This is a genomic window from Halorubrum sp. SD683 (assembly GCF_002135045.1).
In the GTDB taxonomy this organism is placed as follows: domain Archaea; phylum Halobacteriota; class Halobacteria; order Halobacteriales; family Haloferacaceae; genus Halorubrum; species Halorubrum ezzemoulense.
Genome location: NZ_NEWJ01000011.1, coordinates 38,410 through 55,932 on the forward strand (window position 1 = coordinate 38,410; position 17,523 = coordinate 55,932).

19 protein-coding genes and 1 tRNA gene are annotated in these 17,523 nt (G+C 71.4%); 13 read left to right on the forward strand and 7 right to left on the reverse strand.

The annotated features are described in order from the left end of the window. The first annotated feature begins 84 nt into the window (after nucleotides 1-84). Nucleotides 85-1,245 carry a BMP family protein gene (locus tag B9G49_RS05250; protein WP_086215667.1) on the forward strand — a complete coding sequence of 387 codons (1,161 nt, stop codon included), beginning with the start codon at nucleotides 85-87 and terminating at the stop codon, nucleotides 1,243-1,245. Then, nucleotides 1,245-3,674, forward strand: coding sequence for a methyl-accepting chemotaxis protein (locus B9G49_RS05255; protein WP_086215668.1), 2,430 nt, complete (start codon nucleotides 1,245-1,247; stop codon nucleotides 3,672-3,674). Before B9G49_RS05250 ends, B9G49_RS05255 begins: the two co-directional genes overlap by 1 nt. 71 nt (nucleotides 3,675-3,745) lie before the next feature. On the opposite strand, the gene B9G49_RS05260 is transcribed toward B9G49_RS05255, so the two are convergent. Together B9G49_RS05260 and B9G49_RS05265 are read right to left on the reverse strand one after the other, a co-directional pair. Further along, nucleotides 3,746-4,171: a hypothetical protein gene (locus tag B9G49_RS05260; RefSeq protein WP_086215669.1), complete on the reverse strand. Its 426-nt coding sequence runs from the start codon at nucleotides 4,169-4,171 to the stop codon at nucleotides 3,746-3,748. 198 nt (nucleotides 4,172-4,369) lie between these two features. Then, complete coding sequence (locus B9G49_RS05265; protein WP_049930686.1) at nucleotides 4,370-4,732, reverse strand: Hsp20/alpha crystallin family protein; 363 nt, start codon at nucleotides 4,730-4,732, stop codon at nucleotides 4,370-4,372. A 244-nt stretch (nucleotides 4,733-4,976) separates the two neighbouring features. Between B9G49_RS05265 and B9G49_RS05270 the strand changes: the two genes are divergently transcribed. Further along, nucleotides 4,977-6,317 carry an aminotransferase class III-fold pyridoxal phosphate-dependent enzyme gene (locus tag B9G49_RS05270; protein WP_086215670.1) on the forward strand — a complete coding sequence of 447 codons (1,341 nt, stop codon included), beginning with the start codon at nucleotides 4,977-4,979 and terminating at the stop codon, nucleotides 6,315-6,317. Nucleotides 6,318-6,341: 24 nt separating this feature from the next. Here B9G49_RS05270 and B9G49_RS05275 read toward each other — a convergent pair whose 3' ends face one another. Then, nucleotides 6,342-7,007: a non-canonical purine NTP pyrophosphatase gene (locus tag B9G49_RS05275; RefSeq protein WP_049930492.1), complete on the reverse strand. Its 666-nt coding sequence runs from the start codon at nucleotides 7,005-7,007 to the stop codon at nucleotides 6,342-6,344. Nucleotides 7,008-7,110: 103 nt separating this feature from the next. Between B9G49_RS05275 and B9G49_RS05280 the strand changes: the two genes are divergently transcribed. Continuing rightward, nucleotides 7,111-7,524 (forward strand): SHOCT domain-containing protein, encoded by a 414-nt coding sequence (locus B9G49_RS05280; RefSeq protein WP_049930493.1) that lies wholly within the window; start codon nucleotides 7,111-7,113, stop codon nucleotides 7,522-7,524. A gap of 30 nt (nucleotides 7,525-7,554) precedes the next feature. Here the strand turns inward: B9G49_RS05280 and B9G49_RS05285 are convergent, their stop codons facing one another. Then, entirely contained in the window at nucleotides 7,555-8,586 is a 1,032-nt protein-coding gene (locus B9G49_RS05285; protein WP_086215679.1) for a zinc-dependent metalloprotease, read from the reverse strand. Nucleotides 8,587-8,716: 130 nt separating this feature from the next. Here B9G49_RS05285 and B9G49_RS05290 point away from each other — a divergent pair, with 130 nt between their 5' ends. The 3 genes from B9G49_RS05290 to B9G49_RS05300 all read left to right on the forward strand — a co-directional run bounded on the left by B9G49_RS05290 (nucleotide 8,717) and on the right by B9G49_RS05300 (nucleotide 10,604). Further along, on the forward strand, nucleotides 8,717-9,790 hold the full coding sequence (locus B9G49_RS05290) for a M28 family peptidase (protein ID WP_086215671.1): 1,074 nt from the start codon (nucleotides 8,717-8,719) through the stop codon (nucleotides 9,788-9,790). Nucleotides 9,791-9,896: 106 nt separating this feature from the next. Further along, nucleotides 9,897-9,971 (forward strand) — tRNA-Glu (locus B9G49_RS05295). Between the two features lie 168 nt (nucleotides 9,972-10,139). Then, nucleotides 10,140-10,604: a DUF302 domain-containing protein gene (locus tag B9G49_RS05300; protein ID WP_086215672.1), complete on the forward strand. Its 465-nt coding sequence runs from the start codon at nucleotides 10,140-10,142 to the stop codon at nucleotides 10,602-10,604. A 21-nt stretch (nucleotides 10,605-10,625) separates the two neighbouring features. On the opposite strand, the gene B9G49_RS05305 is transcribed toward B9G49_RS05300, so the two are convergent. After that, nucleotides 10,626-10,856, reverse strand: coding sequence for a hypothetical protein (locus tag B9G49_RS05305; protein ID WP_086215673.1), 231 nt, complete (start codon nucleotides 10,854-10,856; stop codon nucleotides 10,626-10,628). Between the two features lie 157 nt (nucleotides 10,857-11,013). Here B9G49_RS05305 and B9G49_RS05310 point away from each other — a divergent pair, with 157 nt between their 5' ends. Beyond that, entirely contained in the window at nucleotides 11,014-12,912 is a 1,899-nt protein-coding gene (locus B9G49_RS05310) for a helicase C-terminal domain-containing protein (protein WP_086215674.1), read from the forward strand. A gap of 24 nt (nucleotides 12,913-12,936) precedes the next feature. Here the strand turns inward: B9G49_RS05310 and B9G49_RS16505 are convergent, their stop codons facing one another. Continuing rightward, nucleotides 12,937-13,083 (reverse strand): hypothetical protein, encoded by a 147-nt coding sequence (locus B9G49_RS16505; RefSeq protein ID WP_155120030.1) that lies wholly within the window; start codon nucleotides 13,081-13,083, stop codon nucleotides 12,937-12,939. Between the two features lie 106 nt (nucleotides 13,084-13,189). Between B9G49_RS16505 and B9G49_RS05315 the strand changes: the two genes are divergently transcribed. After that, the gene (locus B9G49_RS05315; protein ID WP_017344020.1) at nucleotides 13,190-13,381 is read left to right on the forward strand and encodes a UPF0175 family protein; all 192 of its coding nucleotides are present in this window, start codon (nucleotides 13,190-13,192) and stop codon (nucleotides 13,379-13,381) included. Nucleotides 13,382-13,507: 126 nt separating this feature from the next. Here the strand turns inward: B9G49_RS05315 and B9G49_RS05320 are convergent, their stop codons facing one another. Then, the gene (locus B9G49_RS05320; protein WP_086215675.1) at nucleotides 13,508-14,653 is read right to left on the reverse strand and encodes a 60S ribosomal export protein NMD3; all 1,146 of its coding nucleotides are present in this window, start codon (nucleotides 14,651-14,653) and stop codon (nucleotides 13,508-13,510) included. A gap of 141 nt (nucleotides 14,654-14,794) precedes the next feature. Between B9G49_RS05320 and B9G49_RS05325 the strand changes: the two genes are divergently transcribed. The 4 genes from B9G49_RS05325 to B9G49_RS05340 form a co-directional block, all read left to right on the forward strand. Further along, the gene (locus B9G49_RS05325; RefSeq protein WP_049930504.1) at nucleotides 14,795-15,148 is read left to right on the forward strand and encodes a DNA-binding protein; all 354 of its coding nucleotides are present in this window, start codon (nucleotides 14,795-14,797) and stop codon (nucleotides 15,146-15,148) included. After that, the gene (locus tag B9G49_RS05330; RefSeq protein WP_086215676.1) at nucleotides 15,149-15,742 is read left to right on the forward strand and encodes an alpha hydrolase; all 594 of its coding nucleotides are present in this window, start codon (nucleotides 15,149-15,151) and stop codon (nucleotides 15,740-15,742) included. A 58-nt stretch (nucleotides 15,743-15,800) separates the two neighbouring features. Beyond that, nucleotides 15,801-16,256: a DUF892 family protein gene (locus B9G49_RS05335; protein WP_049930507.1), complete on the forward strand. Its 456-nt coding sequence runs from the start codon at nucleotides 15,801-15,803 to the stop codon at nucleotides 16,254-16,256. Nucleotides 16,257-16,359: 103 nt separating this feature from the next. Continuing rightward, a partial coding sequence (locus B9G49_RS05340; protein WP_233125167.1) for a HisS family protein occupies nucleotides 16,360-17,523 on the forward strand: 1,164 nt, incomplete at its 3' end.

Below are 17,523 nucleotides of genomic sequence, written 5' to 3' on the forward strand. Positions count from 1 at the left end.
CCGCCGGGGCTGTGAGCGCGGTTTACTATTATCATTGATAATTTGCTCCGAGGCGTTTTAGCCCTCGGTCGAAACCGGTGCGACATGACGCAGACGGGACCCACGACGCTCTCTCGACGGCGGCTCGCCGCCGGTCTCGGGGGGGCTGTGGCGGGCGCGCTGGCCGGGTGCCTCGGCGACGAGGCCCCCGGTTCGGCGTCGATAGACACCGGCAACGACGAACCGGCGGACGACGAGGCCGACGGGGGAGACGCGATCCGCAACGCGGCGGACGCCAGCGCGACGGTCGGGATGATCTACGCGCTCGGCGGGCTAGACGACCGGTCGTTCAACGACGCCGCGAACCGGGGCATCCAGCGCGCGCGCCTCGATCACGACGTGGCGTTCGCGAACGAGGAGCCGACCTCGATCCCGGAGTTCGAGACCGCGCAGGACGCCCTCTCGTCGTCGACCGACCCCGCCTACGACCTGATCTGCTGTATCGGCTTCCTCCAGGCGGACGCGCTCTCGACGGTCGCGGGCGAGCACCCCGACCAGCGGTACGCAATCGTCGACTCGGTCGTCGACCGCGACAACGTGGCGAGCTACGTGTTCCGCGAACACGAGGGGTCGTTCCAGGCCGGCCACCTCGCCGGGCTGGTGACGGACCGCGACGTGTCCGTCGGCGCGGGGTCGACCGTCCCCGACGAGCGGACCGTCGGCTACGTCGGCGGCGTCGACTCGCCGCTCGTCCGCAAGTTCGAGGCCGGCTACCGCGCCGGCGTCGACCACGCGACCGCGGACGTGTCGGTGCTGTCAACGTACCTCGGCGCGTTCGACGACCCCGAGGGCGGGTACGCCGCCGCCGCGGAGATGTTCGAACAGGGGGCCGACGTGGTGTACCACGCGGCCGGCGGGAGCGGACTCGGCGTGTTTCAGGCGGCCCAGGAGTACGGCCGGTACGCGATCGGCGTCGACTCCGACCAGTCGCGCAGCAACCCGCGGTACGCCGACGTGATCCTCGCGTCGATGGTGAAGCGGGTCGGCACCGCGGTGTACGACGCCGTCGAGGAGACGATCGACGGCGACCTCGCCACCGGCTCCACGACGGCGCTCGGGCTCGCCGAGGACGGCGTCGCGCTCGTCTACGGTACGACGCTCGGGCCGGTGATCCCCGACGACGTGCGCGCCGCGATCGTCGACTCCGGCGAGCGGATCGTCGCCGGCGACCTGTCGGTCCCCACGGACCCGGAGGCGGTGAACTGATGGCACCCGACTCGTTCGAGCGCCTCGTGCGCGCGGTCGGGCGGCTCCTCCCGAACGCGGTGCGCCGCCGGTACGCCGCGAAGTTCGCGCTGGCGTTCCTCGTGGTCGCGGCGGTCGTCGTCGCCGGGGGCGCGTTCACCTACCTCCAGACCGAACAGACCGTGGAGTCGGACGCGACGACGCAGCTCGCCGAGACCGGCGGCCTCCAGGCCGACGCGATCGGGTCGTGGACCGAGCGGATGAGCACCGAGACGCGGTCGATGTCGGCGGCCGACGCGCTCCGGTCCGACCGGCGCGCGCCGGCGTACGTGCTGTTGAAAGACCAGCTGCTCTCCGAGGACATCGTTAGCATCCACCTCGTCGACGCGGCGCAGGACCGGGTCGTCGCCAGCACCGAACGCCCCTTAGAGGGGCGCGCGCCGAGCGACCTCGACGCGCCGTGGAGCGACGCGGACGTCCCCGAGGGGGTCGGCGAGGACGACCGGGTCTGGCGGTCGGACCGCTCGTACCGGTCGCCCGTGCTCAACGATCGCCCGGTGATGGCGTTCGCCAGCTCGGTGCCGCGGGCCGACGGCCGGTACCTCGTCGTGGTCACCCGCATCCAGCCGCAGCTCGAACGCATCCAGAACAGCGACACCGGGGAGGAGACGATGATCCTCAACGCCGCCGGGCAGACCGTCCTCGACATCGACGGCACGGTCGACGAGGCGGAACACGCCGACGGCGTCGAGGCGATCCGGGAGGGCAACGCCACGACCGCGACGCGGATCGGCGACGGTCAGGTCCACGCGTACGCCTCCGTTCCCGACACCGACTGGGTGGCCGTCACGAGCGTCGACCAGTCGACCGCGTTCGCCGTCCGCAACGACGTGGGGAACTCCGTGCTGCTCCTCATCCTCCTCACGCTCGCGTCGCTGGGCGTCGTGGGCGCCGTCCTCGGAACTCGAACGGTGCTCCCGCTCTCGCGGCTCCGCAACCGCGCCGAGCGGATCGAGTCGGGGGACCTCGACGTCGACCTGGCGACCGGACGGATCGACGAGATCGGCCGCCTGTTCAGGAGCTTCGGGGAGATGCGGGACTCGCTCCGGGACCGGATCGCCGAGGCCGAGACCGCCGCCGACGAGGCCGAGGCGGCCCGCGAGGAGGCGGAGGCCGTCACTCGCGACATGGAGGCGCGTGCGGCCGACTACAGCGAGGTGATGGGCGCGGTCGCGGACGGTGACCTCACGCGCCGGATGGACCCGGACGCGGACCGCGAGGCGATGCGCGAGATCGCCGAGGAGTTCAACGACATGGTGGCCCAGCTGGAGCGGACCACCGCGCGGGTCGCCGCCTTCGCCGGCGAGGTCGACGGCGCGAGCGCGGAGCTCGCGGCCGGCGCCGACGAGGTCGAGACCGCGAGCGGGACCGTCAGCGAGCAGATCCAGGAGATCGCCGACGGCGCGATCAGTCAGGACGAGCGCCTCGACGAGGTGAGCGACGAGATGAGCGACCTCTCCGCGAGCATCGAGGAGGTCGCCTCGTCCGCCGCGTCCGTCGCGGAGACCGCCGAGGCCGCCGCGGAGCGCGGCGAGTCCGGCCGCGAGGCCGCCTCGGAGGCGCTCGACGAGATGGACGCGATCGAGGCGCGCTCCGCGGCCGCGGTCGAGCAGATGGAGGCGCTCGACGAGCGCATGGACGAGATCGACGAGGTGGTGGAGTTCATCACCGACGTGGCCGAGCAGACGAACATCCTCGCGCTGAACGCCTCGATCGAGGCCGCCCGCGCCGGCGAGGCCGGCGAGGGCTTCGCGGTCGTCGCCGACGAGGTGAAAGAGCTCGCGGAGGAGACGCAGGAGGCCGCCGCCGAGATCGAGTCGCAGATCGCGACCGTCCGCGAGGAGACCGACGCGACGGTCGATGACATCCGCGAGACGAACGAGCGGATCGACGAGGGGGCGGACACCGTCCGCGAGGCCTCGTCGTCGCTCGAAGCGGTCGTCGACGCCGTCGAGGAGACGAACCACGGCGTTCAGGAGATCAGCGAGGCGGCCGAGGACCAGGCGCGGTCGACGCAGCGCGCGGTCGAGGGCGTCGAGGACGTCGCCGAGGTGAGCGGGGAGGTCGCCGCCGGCTCCGAGCAGGTGTCCGCCGCCGCAGAGGAGCAGACCGCGACCGTCGCCACCATCGCGGAGAACGCCGACCGGCTCCGGGGACAGGCCGAGTCGCTCTCCGAGTCGGTCTCCGCCTTCGATGTCGACGTCGACCCCGAGGAAATCGAGGGCGCGGAGTCCGACGGCGTCGACGGGGCCGAGGGCGACGACGCGGTCGGAGGCGACGAGCGACGCGACGCCGGGAACGGGACCGTCGGGGACGCCGACGGATCGCCGTCCGGTGACGGGCTCGCCGCCGACGGCGACGGGCGCCCCCCGTCGTCGGACGAACGTTAGCCCTGCTTCGGGCTCGCTATTGACGAACGAGCGCGAGGGCGACCTTTCGACTGCGTACCGACGAACGAGCGTTACTCCCCGCTCTCCGGGTGTCCCTCGACGATAGCCACGCCGGACGACGCGCCGATCCGCACCGCGCCGGCGTCGAGCATGGCCGTCGCCTCCTCGTAGGAGCCCACGCCGCCGGAGGCCTTCACGGGAAGGTACTCGCTCATCAGCTCCACGTCGGGGACGGTCGCGCCGCCGTCGCCGACGAGCTCGCGGACGTCGTCGCGCTTGACCGTCGGGTCGTGTTGCCCGTGCGGGAACCCCACCACGGTGGCGATCGCCGCGGGCTCGGCCTCATACTCGGCCGCTTCGGCGACGTAGCACGGCGGGATACACGCGTTCATCCCGTGCGCGGCGGCCTCGTCGAGAACGGTCCGCACGCCGTCCCAGGTCGTCTCCGGACCGAGGACGGTGTGGTCGATGCTGGCGGCGAACTCGTCGCGGTTCATGCGTCGACCGTCGCGCGCGGCAGTAAAAGGCGTGCGGGGTCGGCGCGACCGACTTGACGACCGGTCGCTCCGGCACGAACGGGAGCGCGTTCGGAACAACGCGGGAACGGAACTCGCGGGGAGGGGGCCCGGCGCGATGCCGGTCCGTCGCGACTACGGGGCTCGGAGACCGAGGGTCGCGGGCCGAGCGCGGCGGCGTCAGCTCTCGATCTCGATCTCCGTGCCGCTGACGGCGCTCTCGACGGTCACGGGGAGCCGCACCGTCAGGATGCCGTTCCGGTATTCGGCCTCGATACCGTCCTCGTCGATCGCCTTCGGGAAGCGGAACCGACGGTGGTACGTCCGCCGGGTCCCGCGGTGTTCGTCCTCGTGTTCGCCGGCGACGTTGAGCACGCCGTCGTTCCACGAGGCGGTGATCTCCGACGGGTCGAACCCCGGAAGCTCGACCGACAGGACGAACTCGCCGTCCTCCTCGTACAGTTCGTAGTCGTTGCTACCGGATTCGAACAGTCTGCTCGGGAAGTCGAGTCCCTGTGTCCACGTGTTCGCTGGCTCGAGCATGGGCATCGCTGACCACCTCGAACTCGTCTAATTATAGGGTTGCGATTCTATAAAAATCTAACGTATCTTGATGTCGAGTCTCACACAACGGTCGACGGCCCGTCCCACCGAGCAGCGCTCCGTACAACTGCGCCGACGGATCCGGTCGCCGTCTCAGGCGCCGTCTGGCGAACAAGAGTTAGAGATTTCTCCAACGTTCGCGCGTTCGCCACGAATTTATTTCGTCCGCGTGCCACCGGGAGGCATGGATCGCGACACCGCCACGCCTGCCGTCGCCGACCTGCCGGGCGAGCGCGCTCGCGAGTGGGTCGATTACCACCACGAGTCGGCCGCGCCGAGCACCTACGTCTACGAGTTCGTCTGGGACCGCACCGCCCCCGCCGAAGGCCCGTTCTGTACCGACGTCGACGGCAACGTCCTCATGGACTTCACCAGCCACGTCGCCGCCGCGCCGCTCGGGTACAACAACCCGCTGATCATGGACCGGCTCGCGGAGTTCGACCTTGTCGACCCGCTGAAGATCGCCGGGCAGGACTTCTACGCGGCGGGCGGCCCCTCACCCGGCGACGGGATTCCCGGGGCTTCCGGGCTCATGGACCGCCTGACGGACCTGACGAGCCACTACGACATGGACACCGTCTTCCTCTCGAACTCCGGCGCCGAGGCGGTCGAGAACGCCATCAAGATCGCGTACGACGCCTCGGACGGCGCGAAGTACGCCATCACCTTCGACGGGGCGTTCCACGGGCGGACGCTCGGCGCGCTCTCGCTCAACCGCTCGAAGTCCGTGTACCGCCGCGACTTCCCCGAGGTCAGCGGCGTGATGGACGTGCCGTACTGCGACGACCGGACCTGCTCGCCCGAGACCTGCTCGTGCGGCTTCTTCGCCGACGGCGTCTCCCGGCTCCGCCGGAAGCTCGACCCGGAGCGCGGGAACGTCCACCCGGACGACGTGGCCTACCTCATCCTCGAACCGATCCAGGGCGAGGGCGGCTACCGCTTCCCCTCGGACGCGTTCACCGACGAGATCGCGGCGCTCGCCGACGAGCACGACATTACGGTCATCGCCGACGAGATCCAGTCCGGGGTCGGCCGCACCGGCGAGATGTGGGGCTCGGACCACTACGCGTACGACCCCGACGTGATCACGAGCGCCAAGGGGCTCCGCGTGGGCGCGAGCGTCTCCCGGAGCGACGTGTTCCCCGAGGAGAGCGGCCGCCTCTCTTCGACGTGGGGCGCCGGCGACCTGATCGCCTCCGCGCAGGGCGCGCTCACGCTCGACGCCATCGAGGAGGCGGACCTCATGGACAACGCCGTCGTCCGCGGTCGGCAGTTCAAGGAGACGCTGCGCGACGCCGACCTCGACCCCGTCGCGGACGTCCGCGGGAAGGGACTGCTGCTCGCTGTCGAGTTCGACACGAAGGAGCGCCGAGACGCGGTCGTGGAGAACGCGTTCGAGCGCGGGCTCCTCACGCTCGCGTGCGGCCACAAGGTCCTCCGGATCCTCCCGCCGCTCGACGTCACCGAACGCGAGATCGACCTCGGCTGCGACCTCCTCACCGACGCGATCGCGGACACGGCCTGAGCCGCCGGGGAGAGAAACCGAGCCTCAGCGGTCCGCGTACCACTCCGCGAACTTCTCTAAGGCTCGCCCGCGGTGCGACACCGCGTTCTTCCGGTCGGTGTCCATCTCCGCGAACGTCTCGCCGTCGTGTTCGAAGATCGGGTCGTAGCCGAAGCCGCCGTCGCCCCGCGGCGCGACGATCCGGCCCGGGACGTACCCCTCGAACAGCTTGACCGGGAGCGGCTCCGCGCCGGCTCCGGCCGCGCCGCCCTCGCCGTCGCTCCCGCCCTCGCCCGCCGCGTCCGGTCCCGCCGCCGCGGCCGCGTCGCGGTCGCCTTGGTCGACGGGGTCGGGGCTCGCGGCGAACCCCTCGCCGTCGCAGTAGCCGAGCGTACACCGGAAGGCGGCGCGGCGGTCGTCGAGTTCGCTCGCGACCTCGTGGACGCGCTCGATCCCGAGCGTCTCCTCAACGTACGAGGAGTACGGGCCCGGGAACCCGTCGAGCCCCTCGACGAACAGCCCCGCGTCGTCGACGAGGACCGGGGCGTCGGCGTGGCGGTACGCCTCCCGGGCCCCCTGGGCCGCGATCGGGCCGAGGTCGTCGGCCTGGACCTCCGTGTAGTCGAAGTCGAGTCGCTCCACCGAGCCGTCCGGGAGGTACCGCTCCGCCTCGCGGACCTTCCCCGGGTTCGTCGTCACGTACCTGAGCACGGATCCACGTGGGTGCGCCCGCGAGGAATAGCCGTCGGTCGCCCGCAGGGAATCGACCGACTCCGGCAGTACGTTTTTGTCGCCTCGGCGACAGCAGTCGCGCATGGCCCTCCCCACGTTCGAGAAGAAGCGGCTGATCGGTCTCATCGCGATCCTCTCGTTCGGGCTCACGTCGCTGTCCGCCGTCCTCCTCCCGAGCCCGGTGGCGCCGCTCGGACCGGCGATTTTCATCACCGGCTTCTTTATCCTGATCCCGCTGGTGGTGGTGCTCGGCGAGGACTTCCCGCTCGTCGCCGCGGACGATGCCGACGCAGGATCGGCGTCTCCTTCCGCCGAACGGCCGGTGGCGGCGCTGCGAGAACGCTACGCGAACGGCGAGATCGACGAGGCGGAGTTCGAGCGGCGGCTCGACCGGCTGCTCGCGACCGAAGACCTCGACGAGCGGTTCGAGCGAACGTCCGCCGGGTTATCCGACCGGTCCGGCGAGAACAGAGCACGCGAGTACGAACTGGAGTGACGCCGGCCGGCCCGACGCGGCAACTCCCGCTCAGGGGTCGACGCGGGCGATCCACGCGTCCGGGTCGTCCAGCTCGTCACCGGTCGGGAGGTTCTCGGCGCGCTCCCACACCGCGCCCGCGGCCTCGATGCCGCGCTCGTCGGCGACGTGCCGGAAGAACGCGGCCCCGCGCTCGTACTGCCGCCGCTTGAGGCCCAGTCCCAGCAGGCGCTGGGCGAGCCGCCGCACCGGGCCGCCCCCGCCTCGACGCTCGTCCAGCTTCGCCCGGAGGTCCGCGTACTCGCCGTCGAACGCGCGGTCCATCAGGACCTCGGCGTACCCCTCGACCGCCGTCATCGCGGCCTGGAGCTCCGCGAACGCGTCGGGGTCGAGCCCGCGACTCACGCCCCCTTCGCCGCCGACCATCCCCTCGACGCCGCGCTCGACGCGCGACTCGAGGTACTCCGGGAGCCACGGGGCCGCGCCGAACTCGGCGGCGTGGGTCACCTCGTGGAACGCGATCCACCGCCGGAAGCGGGGGTAGTCCACGTCGAGCGCGCTCGCGACCGCGACGATGTTCGGGTGAACGAAGTAGAGACCGTGGTCGGCGTCCGGCTCGTCGGCGAGGAGGAGGGGGTCGTACTGGCCGAGGACGTTCCGCGAGAGGAAGCCCAAGGCGAACGCCATCGACCCCGTGTTGGCGACTCGGCTGACGTCCTGCGCGAACGCGGGGCCGCGCTTCGCGGGTGTCGCGTCGAACGTCCCGTCGGGCCCGCCGGGGTCCGCCGCGGCCGCCTCGATCGGGTCCATCACGCGCCGGAACGTGCCGACGCTCGCGTCGATCCAGTGGTGGCGGTTCTGTACCTCGACGGTGTCGGGCACGTCGAACTCGATCCCGGCGACCTCGGTGAGCCGCGAGCGGGCGTCGCGAACGTCGGCGGCGTACCCCGCGCGCTCCGCGTCGGAGATCGCGATCGATCCGGGGTCCGTGGCCTCCTTCGCGGCCGACGCGGCCCGATCCCAGTCGACGACGCCCGGTCCCTCGGCCTCGGCGACGGCCCGGACGCTTCGGAGGATGTCCATACGGACCGGACGTGCGGGCGACTCAAAGCGCTTGTGTCGACCGATCCCCGCCCCGGCTGACTCGCCGGCGGTCCCGGCGCCGAACGCCGACACCGACGTTTTCTTCCCGGCCGCCCCACAGCCACCGAGCATGGACGACACGCGCCGCGCGTTCCTCGACGACCTCCTCGCGACGCCGAGCCCCTCGGGCTTCGAGACGGCCGCCCAGCGCGTCTGGACCGACTACGTCCGCGCGTTTGCGGACCGGGTCGACACCGACTCGTACGGCAACGCCGTCGCGGTCCACGAGGGCGACCCGGACGCGCCGACGGTCGCCGTCACCGGCCACGCCGACGAGATCGGGTTCATCGTCCGGGACGTGCTCGACGACGGCTTCCTCCGGATCGGGCGGATCGGCGGCGCCGACCGCACGGTCTCGAAGGGCCAGCACGTCACGGTCCACGCCGACGAACCCGTTCAGGGCGTGATCGGCCAGACCGCGATCCACCTCCGTGACGGCGACGAGGAGTACGAGGATATCGCTGGGCAGTTCGTCGACATCGGCGCCGCCGACGCCGACGCGGCACGCGACCACGTCGAGGTGGGCGACCCGGTCACGTTCTCGACCGGGCTCCGCGACCTCGTCGGCGACCGGATCGCCGCCCGGGGGGTCGACAACCGGGCCGGCGCGTGGGCGGCCGCGGAGGGGCTCCGGCGCGCCGCCGAGGCGGACGTCGACGCGACGGTGTACGCGGTCTCCACCGTTCAGGAGGAGGTCGGGCTCCAAGGTGCGCGAATGGTCGGCGTTGACCTCGACGACGTCGACGCGTTCGTCGCGGTCGACGTCACCCACGCGACCGACAACCCGGACGTCGACCGCGAGCGACGCGGGCCGGTCGAACTCGGCGCCGGCCCGGTGATCGGCCGCGGGAGCGCGAACCACCCGGTCCTCGTCGACCTCGCGCGCGACGCGGCCGCCGACGCCGGCGTCGACGTCCAGATCCAGGCGGCCGGCACCCGGACCGGGACCGACGCTGACGCGTTCTACACGGTGCGCGGCGGGACCCCCGCGCTCAACGTCTCGATCCCGAACCGCTACATGCACACGCCGGTAGAGGTGATCGACACCGCCGACCTCGACGGCGTCGCCGACCTCCTCGCGGCGCTCGCCGCGGCCGCGGGCGACCGCGAGGGGGCGACGAATCCGTTCGCCGTCGACGTCTGAACCGGCCGCCGTCGGTCCGCTCGGCACGACAAACCGGGGCACGGCGGCGTCGAAACGGAACTGTTTTACAATCGTCTTTCCTACCGTCAATTGCGACGAAGGACGTGCTCTGGTGGTGTAGTCCGGCCAATCATATCACCCTCTCACGGTGATGACCTGGGTTCAAATCCCAGCCGGAGCATTTCTCTCTCGATGCGACCGAACCCGATCAGTACCGGCCGTACTCGACCGCCCGCCGTCGGTCGACGCATCGCTCCGCCTCCGCCGGACCGATCGGCCACCGTTCGAGGTAGCGGCAGGTGTTGAGACGGCGTCCGGGTTTTAGCTGGCGGCGCGCGAGCCACGGCGTATGAGCGACGCCGCACGCCCCGCCCCCACCGCCGACGAGGCGCTCCACACGACCGTCGACCTCCCCTTCGAGGACGCGGTGCCGTTCGTCCAGCTCGAACACGAACTCGCCGACTTCGAGACCGTGCGCGTCACGCGGCTCGACGAGATGATCGAGGGGATGCTCGGCCACGACGACGCCGAGCGGACCGCGCTGATCGTCGTCTGTCACCCCGAGATCGCGTCCGACGCGCTGCGGATCGACCCGACGCTCGCCGGTATGCTCCCCTGTACCACGGTCGTGTACGAACGCGCCGGCGACGACCGCGTCCACGTCCACCACGTGTCCGCCACGAAGGCGATCCGCGACCTCGGCTGCGCGTCGGCGGCCGGGGCCGACGAGGGCGCGGTCGAGGACCTCGTGGCGAAGACCGGCGAGCTGATGGCCGTCGTCTGGGAGAACATCGAGCGGCACGGCCGGGAGTAGCCTCGGACGGCTCGGCCGCGCTCACCGGTTCAGCCGCCACCGGATCACCGCGGCGGCGACGAGGACCGTCCCGAAGGTGACGCCCCCGGAGATGAGCGCGCCGCGCGCGCTGGTCGCGCCCGTCGCGAACGCGCTCACCGAGGCGGAGCCGCCGACCAGCGCCGCGCCGCCGGCCAGTCCGCCGAAGCCGATGCAACAGAGGCTCAGCAGGCCCACGGCGGACAGCGACCCGAGGATCCCGTCGTCGCTCATCGCTTCCCTCACCGCGGGCGACGGGCAAATAGGTGGTGGGGTCGGGCGCGACTGGCGCCCCGTCGTCGGGGGGCGGCCGGCGTCGCTCGTCGGCGTCCCGCGGCCGTGGTCGCCGCCCAAGCGAGGGTTTAATTCCGACAGCGCGCGAGGGCGTCGTGTGGACCCGAGCCGGATCCCCGCCGAGTTCCCCGCCCCGAGCTTCCGCGGCGCGCAGGAGCAGGCCCTCGCCGACATCCGCGACGCGTTCGCCGCCGGTAACCGCGTCGTGCTGGTGCGCGCGCCGACGGGCAGCGGCAAGTCGCTGCTCGCCCGGGCGATCATGGGCGCGGCCGAGACCGCGGGCGAGGCGGCCCCCAGCGAGGCGACCGGCGCGTACTACACCACCCCGCAGGTGTCGCAGATCGACGACGTGGAGGCCGACGACCTCCTCGACGACCTCGCGGTGATCCGCGGGAAGTCGAACTACGACTGCGTGCTCCCCGGCGAGCACGACACGCCCGTGAACCGCGCGCCCTGCGCGCGCCAGCAGGGGTTCGACTGCTCGATCCGGCACCGCTGCCCGTACTTCTCCGACCGGGCCATCGCGTCCGGCAACCGCTTCGCGGCACAGACGTTAGCGTACTTCATGCGCACCGCCGGCTCCGAGGTGTTCCGGAAGCGCGACGCCGTCGTGATAGACGAGGCGCACGGGCTCGCCGAGTGGGCCGAGATGTACGCGACGATCGAGATATCGCCCGACCGCGTCCCGGTGTGGGACGATGTCGGCGTCCCGGACGTCGCGGCTGACGCCGGCCCCGAGGAGGACGCGGTCGACCGGACCACGCGGTTCGTCGAGACGCTCCGCGACGTGGCGATCCGGGCGAAAGACGAGCTGGTCGGCCGCCCCGAGCTCGACCGCGAGGAGGTCGCCCGGCGCGACCGGCTCCAGGAGCTCATAAGCGAACTGGGCTGGTTCCTCGAGGACTATCGCGATATCGAGTCCCCGACCTCGTGGGTCGTCGACCAGCCGGGCGGCGAGGGGTCGGCCCTCGATATCAAACCGCTCGACCCCGCCCGGTACCTCCGGCACACCGTCTGGGACCGGGGGAACCGGTTCGCGCTGCTGTCGGCGACCATCCTCTCGAAGGAGGCGTTCTGCCGCGGCGTCGGGCTCGACCCCGCCGACGTCGCCCTCGTTGACGTCGAGCACACGTTCCCGCTCGCGAACCGCCCGCTGTACGACGTGACGCAGGGGTCGATGACGTACGAGAACCGCGACGAGACGGTGCCGAAGATCGCCCGGCTCATCGTCCGGCTGATGGCGGAACACCCCGACGAGAAGGGGCTGATCCACGCGCACTCGTACGACATCGCCGAGCGGATCACCGAGCGGCTCGGCGAGTTCGGCGTCGCCGCGCGGGTCAGGCGGCACGACAGGCAGAACCGCGACGCCGAACTGGAGGCGTGGAAGGCGAGCGCGGACCCGGAGGTGTTCGTCTCGGTGAAGATGGAGGAGGCGCTGGACCTGAAGGGCGACCTCTGTCGCTGGCAGGTGGTGTGTAAGGCGCCGTACCGGAACACGAACGACTCGCGGGTCGCCCGCCGGCTGGCGGACGGGCAGTGGGCGTGGTACCACCGGACGGCGCTGCGCACGGTCATCCAAGCGTGCGGGCGAGTCGTCCGCGCCCCGGACGACTACGGCGCGACGTACCTCGCCGACGACTCGCTGCTCGACCTCTTCGACCGCGCCGCGGCCGACACGCCCTCGTGGTTCCGCGATCAGGTCGACGCGATGACGACCCCGTCGCTCCCGGCGTTCGACCCCGACGCGGCGCTGGCGGGTATCGACGCGTCGGCAGCGAACGGTGCGCGGAGCGGACGGCGGCGGCGCCGCCGCTCGGGTGGGTCGAGGGGTTCGGATCGCTCGTCGCCTGCCGACGGCGATTCCTCGGTCGGCGACGGGGACGCGACCGCCGACAGCGGAACGACCGACGACGAGTCGGTCCGGACCCGCTCCGAGCGGGACGCGGAGCGACGGCAGAACCACCCGCTGTCGGACGTGTGGGGCGACGGCTGACGAGGCGCTATCCAGACGCGGCCGTCACAGCAGCGAGACGCCGTACGCGACCATGGAGCTCACCATGAGAAACGCGAAGAACAACGCCATGAGCTGTTGTCTGTCCATATCGGCGTTCGACCGCAGAGGCGTATAACTCCTGCGGGCGAGCGACGACGACGCGTGCGTCATATTACCACCTCCGAGCCGATCGTTCGTCAATATATATCGTATAAGGTGTATCAGGGGCCTGAATGAAGTAGTAACCTTCATAATCCCTCACGCGACTACTGGATGTATGGCCACGAACGGGCTGTCGAGTGCGCTGACGCTGTACGGTGCGCGAACCCTGACGCTGTCGCAGGCGGCCGCACAGGCAGGGCTCAGCGAGGCCGAATTCATCGAGCAACTCGAACGCCGCGGCATCGAGGTAACGGAGTCCGAGCGCGCCGCCGCGCTCGGCCGCGAGCAGCCCGCCCGCGCCGACTGAGCGGTGTCCCCCGCGGTCGGGGATGCCGACGCGTCGACGGTTTTCGCGACGCCGTCTCACGAACGATCAGTTCTACGGCCCTCCAGCCGTCCTCGTAGCGCGTTCGGTCCGGCTCGCAGCGATCCCTCAGTTGCCGCTCCGAGCCGACTCCGCGGTCCGTTCCGCCTCGTCGTCGGGCACGAGGTGGACCTCACCGCCGTGTTCGAACGCGAGGACCGCGTCGGCGTCGCCGTCGACGAACGCCGGGTTCGGGACGGTCTTCGCCTCGTAGGTGACGGGGTCGAGCACCTGGATCGCGTTCTCGTCTTCGACGGTCACCACGGTGGTCTCCGTCGCGTCCGCGCGGGTCCCGAGCCGGGTCGCGTCGGGGGCCTCCGCGTCCGCGAACGCGGACGTGTACTCCGCGCCGCTCGCGAGCCGGATACCCTGGAGACGGCCCGAGACGCCCGTGACGAGGACCGGCCCGTCGCCGTCCTCGGGGTCGACGATCTCGCCCTCCGCGTACTTCGGGAGCCGCACCGCGAACGTGACGCGGTACACCTCGTTGCCGTCGCCGTCCTCGGTGACGAGCGTCGGATACGACTCGAAGCTCCCGCCGAGCGACTCGGTGATCCGTGTCGCCACGTTCTGCGCGAGCCGGTTCGAGGAGAGCTTGATGTCCGGCCCGTCGTCGGTCTCGTTCACCTCGGTGATGAACGCCTCGCGGTCGCCGTCGGCCTCCTGGTCGGCGACGTACGACTCCGCGATGTCGAGCGCCTCGGCGCGCTCCGCCGGGGTGAGGTCGCGCTCGTCCGCGCGGACCTGAACGATCCCGGCGTAGTAGCCGCCGGCGATGCGCCCGCAGCGGTCGCAGGTCCCCCGTGATATCTTCACGGGGACCGTCACCTCCGCGGAGCGGAGGGTCCCGCGGACGACGCCCGAGAAGCGGCAGTGCATCCGGACCGTGTTCTCGTCGACCTGCTCGGGCTCGACGCCCCACTCGACCTCCTCGGCGTCGACGTGGACGCCGAGCGCCTCCGCGACCTCGTCGACGGCGACGTCGGTGTAGTCGCGCGCGCCGACGTCGCGCCACGACTCGCCGCGCCTGACGGCGCCGCAGCCGGAACACACCAACACCTCGATCCGGTCGGGGGCGTCGACCAGGTCGAAGTCCTCGAAGTAGCAGTCGTCGCAGAGCAGCGCGTCTCGCCCGCGCGGCTCGCCCGGAAGGGGGTCGCGCCGCTCGGGGACCGGGTCGCCGCAGCGCGGACAGAACTCCCGCGACTCGCTCATTACCCGCGGCTACGCCGAGGGCCCGTTTAAACGACGCGGACCGTCCCCGTCGGCGTCGACGGTTCTGCGGGCGGCTCCGGCCGTTCCGCGCGGGTCGCGACCTCCGAAATGGTTTTTCGCACGGACCGAGAACGGGTGCGTATGAGCGGTAACCCCGACGACGAGCGGCTCGAAGAACTGCGCGAACAGAAGATGGAGGAGCTTCGCGAGCGACAGGGCGGCGAGGGCGACGCCGCGGAGGCCCAACAGCAGGCCCAAGAGCGCGCCGAGGCCCAGCAGGAGGCGGTACTGAAACAGTACCTCACCGACGGAGCCCGCCAGCGCCTCAACGCGGTCGAGATGTCGAAGCCGCAGTTCGGCGAGAAGGTGAAGAAACAGGTCGCCGCGCTGGCGCAGAGCGGACGCATTCAGGGACAGATCGACGAGGACCAGATGCGCGACCTGCTCAAAGAGCTCCAGCCCGAACAGAAGAGCTTCGACATCCGCCGCCGGTAGATGGAGCTCGCGCTGCTGTACAGCGGGGGGAAAGACTCCTCGCTGGCCGCCCACCTGCTCGACCGGTTCTACGACGTCCGCTGTGTCACCGGGAGCTTCGGGCTCACGGACGACTGGGAGCACGCCGAGCGGGCGGCCGGCGAACTCGGGTTCCCGTTCAAGCGGGCCGACCTCGACCGCGAAGTGGCCGAGCGCGCCGCTGAGACGATGGTCGCGGACGGCTACCCCCGGAACGGGATCCAGCGCGTCCACGAGCACGCCCTCGAGACCATCGCCGCGCTCGACGTCGACGCCATCGCGGACGGCACCCGCCGCGACGACCGCGTCCCCACGGTGTCGCGGGCGCAGGCGCAGAGCCTCGAGGACCGAAACGGGATCGACTACATCTCCCCGCTCTCCGGGTTCGGCCGCCACGCCGTCGACCAGCTCGTCGAGGCGACCTTCGACGTCCAGCAGGGACCCAGCGAGGAGGTTCCCAAGGCCGACTACGAGGACGAGCTCCGGACGCTCATCGCCGACGAGTACGGCGAGAGCACGGTGGGAGAGGTGTTCCCGGACCACGACCAGACGTACGTCCACGGCCGGACCGACTGACTCCCGCAGACCCGGAAGCGCCGGAACTGCTTTCGACCCCGCGGTCGTGGCGTCGGGCATGTCATCCGACCGAGTCGTCGACCTGCTCAAGACGGCGTACGCCGACGAGATCGAGACCGTGATGAACTACCAGACGAACGCGATCGTCCTCGACGGCGTCCGGGCCGAGGAGATCAAAGAGAGCCTCAAACAGGACGTCCAGGAGGAGCTCGGCCACGCCGAACAGCTCGGGCAGCGGCTCAAACAGCTCGACGCGCGGCCGCCCGGCTCCGCCGAGTTCACCGCCGGGCAGGAGTCGCTCCAGCCGCCCGAGGACTCGACGGACGTGTTGGCCGTCATCAACGGCGTGCTCGACGCCGAGGAGGACGCGATCGCGACGTACCGCGACCTGATCGACGCCGCGGAGGCGGCGGACGACCCGGTGACCGAGGACCTCGCCGTGACGCTGCTCTCGGACGAGGAGGCCCACCGGACCGAGTTCCGCGGGTTCCAGAAGGAGTACCAGCGCGAGTAGACGGCCCGCGGAGCCGCCGCCCCTCGGCCGCGACCGCGCGCCGATCCCGGCTGTCCCGCCCCGAAGGGATGCTTTCAAGCGGGCGCTCGCCGAACCGGCGTCCATGTACGACGGCCTCAAAGGCTTCCGCGACTTCTACCCCGGCGAGCAGTCCGCCCGCCGCGAGGTGACCGACGCGATCGAGGACGCGGCGGCCCGCCACGGCTTCCGCGAGATCGCGACGCCCGCGCTAGAGCGGACGGAGATGTACGTGGACAAGTCCGGCGAGGAGATCGTCGAGGAGCTGTACGCCTTCGACGACAAGGGCGGCCGCGGCGTCTCGATGACGCCGGAGCTCACGCCGACGGTCGCGCGGATGGTCGTCGAGAAGGGCCAGGAGCTGTCGAAGCCGATCAAGTGGGTCTCCACCCGCCCGTTCTGGCGCTACGAGCAGGTCCAGCAGGGCCGGTTCCGCGAGTTCTACCAGACGAACATCGACGTGTTCGGCTCGTCGGCGCCCGAGGCCGACGCCGAGGTGCTCGCGACCGCCGCCGACGCCCTGACCGACCTCGGACTCACCGGCGACGACTTCGAGTTCCGCGTCTCGCACCGCGACATCCTCGGCGGCCTCGTCCGGTCGCTCGCCGCCGACCCCGACGCGGTCGACACCGCCGCCGCGATCCGCGCGGTCGACAAGCGCGCGAAGGTCGACGACGCCGAGTACGTCGGACTGCTCTCCGACGCGGGCCTCGCCCGCGACACCGCGCGCGACTTCGACGACCTCATCGCGGGGGTGGAGACCGTCGACGACCTCGACGCGGTCGCCGAGGCGGGCGACGAGTCGGTCGAGGCCGCGGTCGAGAACCTCCGGAACGTCCTCGTCGCCGCCGACGACTTCGGTGCGGGCGAGTTCTGCGACGTGTCCCTGACGACCGCCCGCGGGCTCGACTACTACACCGGGGTCGTCTTCGAGTGCTTCGACTCCACCGGCGAGGTGTCCCGCTCCGTCTTCGGCGGCGGGCGCTACGACGACCTCATCGAGAGCTTCGGCGGCCAGCCCACCCCCGCGGTCGGGGTCGCCCCCGGCCACGCCACTCCCAAGCTGCCCTGCCCGCGCGCCGTGGTCTGGCCGGACGAGGAGCTCACGACCGCATACTACGTGCTCGCCCGGGGCGCCACGCCGGGCGCGGCGCCCCCGCCCCCGTCCGGCCCCCCCCGCACCCGCGCCGCCGCCGCGCCCGCCGAGGACGCGTCCCCCTGCCCGCTCGGCGCCACGCCCGCATCGCCG

What these genes read in the sequence shown, in the direction of transcription:
- B9G49_RS05250 (WP_086215667.1), top strand. Translation starts at nt 85, where the DNA reads ATGACGCAGACGGGACCCACGACGCTCTCTCGACGGCGGCTCGCCGCC.
- B9G49_RS05255 (WP_086215668.1), top strand. Translation starts at nt 1,245, where the DNA reads ATGGCACCCGACTCGTTCGAGCGCCTCGTGCGCGCGGTCGGGCGGCTC.
- B9G49_RS05260 (WP_086215669.1), bottom strand. Translation starts at nt 4,171, where the DNA reads ATGAACCGCGACGAGTTCGCCGCCAGCATCGACCACACCGTCCTCGGT.
- B9G49_RS05265 (WP_049930686.1), bottom strand. Translation starts at nt 4,732, where the DNA reads ATGCTCGAGCCAGCGAACACGTGGACACAGGGACTCGACTTCCCGAGC.
- B9G49_RS05270 (WP_086215670.1), top strand. Translation starts at nt 4,977, where the DNA reads ATGGATCGCGACACCGCCACGCCTGCCGTCGCCGACCTGCCGGGCGAG.
- B9G49_RS05280 (WP_049930493.1), top strand. Translation starts at nt 7,111, where the DNA reads ATGGCCCTCCCCACGTTCGAGAAGAAGCGGCTGATCGGTCTCATCGCG.
- B9G49_RS05285 (WP_086215679.1), bottom strand. Translation starts at nt 8,586, where the DNA reads ATGGACATCCTCCGAAGCGTCCGGGCCGTCGCCGAGGCCGAGGGACCG.
- B9G49_RS05290 (WP_086215671.1), top strand. Translation starts at nt 8,717, where the DNA reads ATGGACGACACGCGCCGCGCGTTCCTCGACGACCTCCTCGCGACGCCG.
- B9G49_RS05300 (WP_086215672.1), top strand. Translation starts at nt 10,140, where the DNA reads ATGAGCGACGCCGCACGCCCCGCCCCCACCGCCGACGAGGCGCTCCAC.
- B9G49_RS05305 (WP_086215673.1), bottom strand. Translation starts at nt 10,856, where the DNA reads ATGAGCGACGACGGGATCCTCGGGTCGCTGTCCGCCGTGGGCCTGCTG.
- B9G49_RS16505 (WP_155120030.1), bottom strand. Translation starts at nt 13,083, where the DNA reads ATGACGCACGCGTCGTCGTCGCTCGCCCGCAGGAGTTATACGCCTCTG.
- B9G49_RS05315 (WP_017344020.1), top strand. Translation starts at nt 13,190, where the DNA reads ATGGCCACGAACGGGCTGTCGAGTGCGCTGACGCTGTACGGTGCGCGA.
- B9G49_RS05320 (WP_086215675.1), bottom strand. Translation starts at nt 14,653, where the DNA reads ATGAGCGAGTCGCGGGAGTTCTGTCCGCGCTGCGGCGACCCGGTCCCC.
- B9G49_RS05325 (WP_049930504.1), top strand. Translation starts at nt 14,795, where the DNA reads ATGAGCGGTAACCCCGACGACGAGCGGCTCGAAGAACTGCGCGAACAG.
- B9G49_RS05330 (WP_086215676.1), top strand. Translation starts at nt 15,149, where the DNA reads ATGGAGCTCGCGCTGCTGTACAGCGGGGGGAAAGACTCCTCGCTGGCC.
- B9G49_RS05335 (WP_049930507.1), top strand. Translation starts at nt 15,801, where the DNA reads ATGTCATCCGACCGAGTCGTCGACCTGCTCAAGACGGCGTACGCCGAC.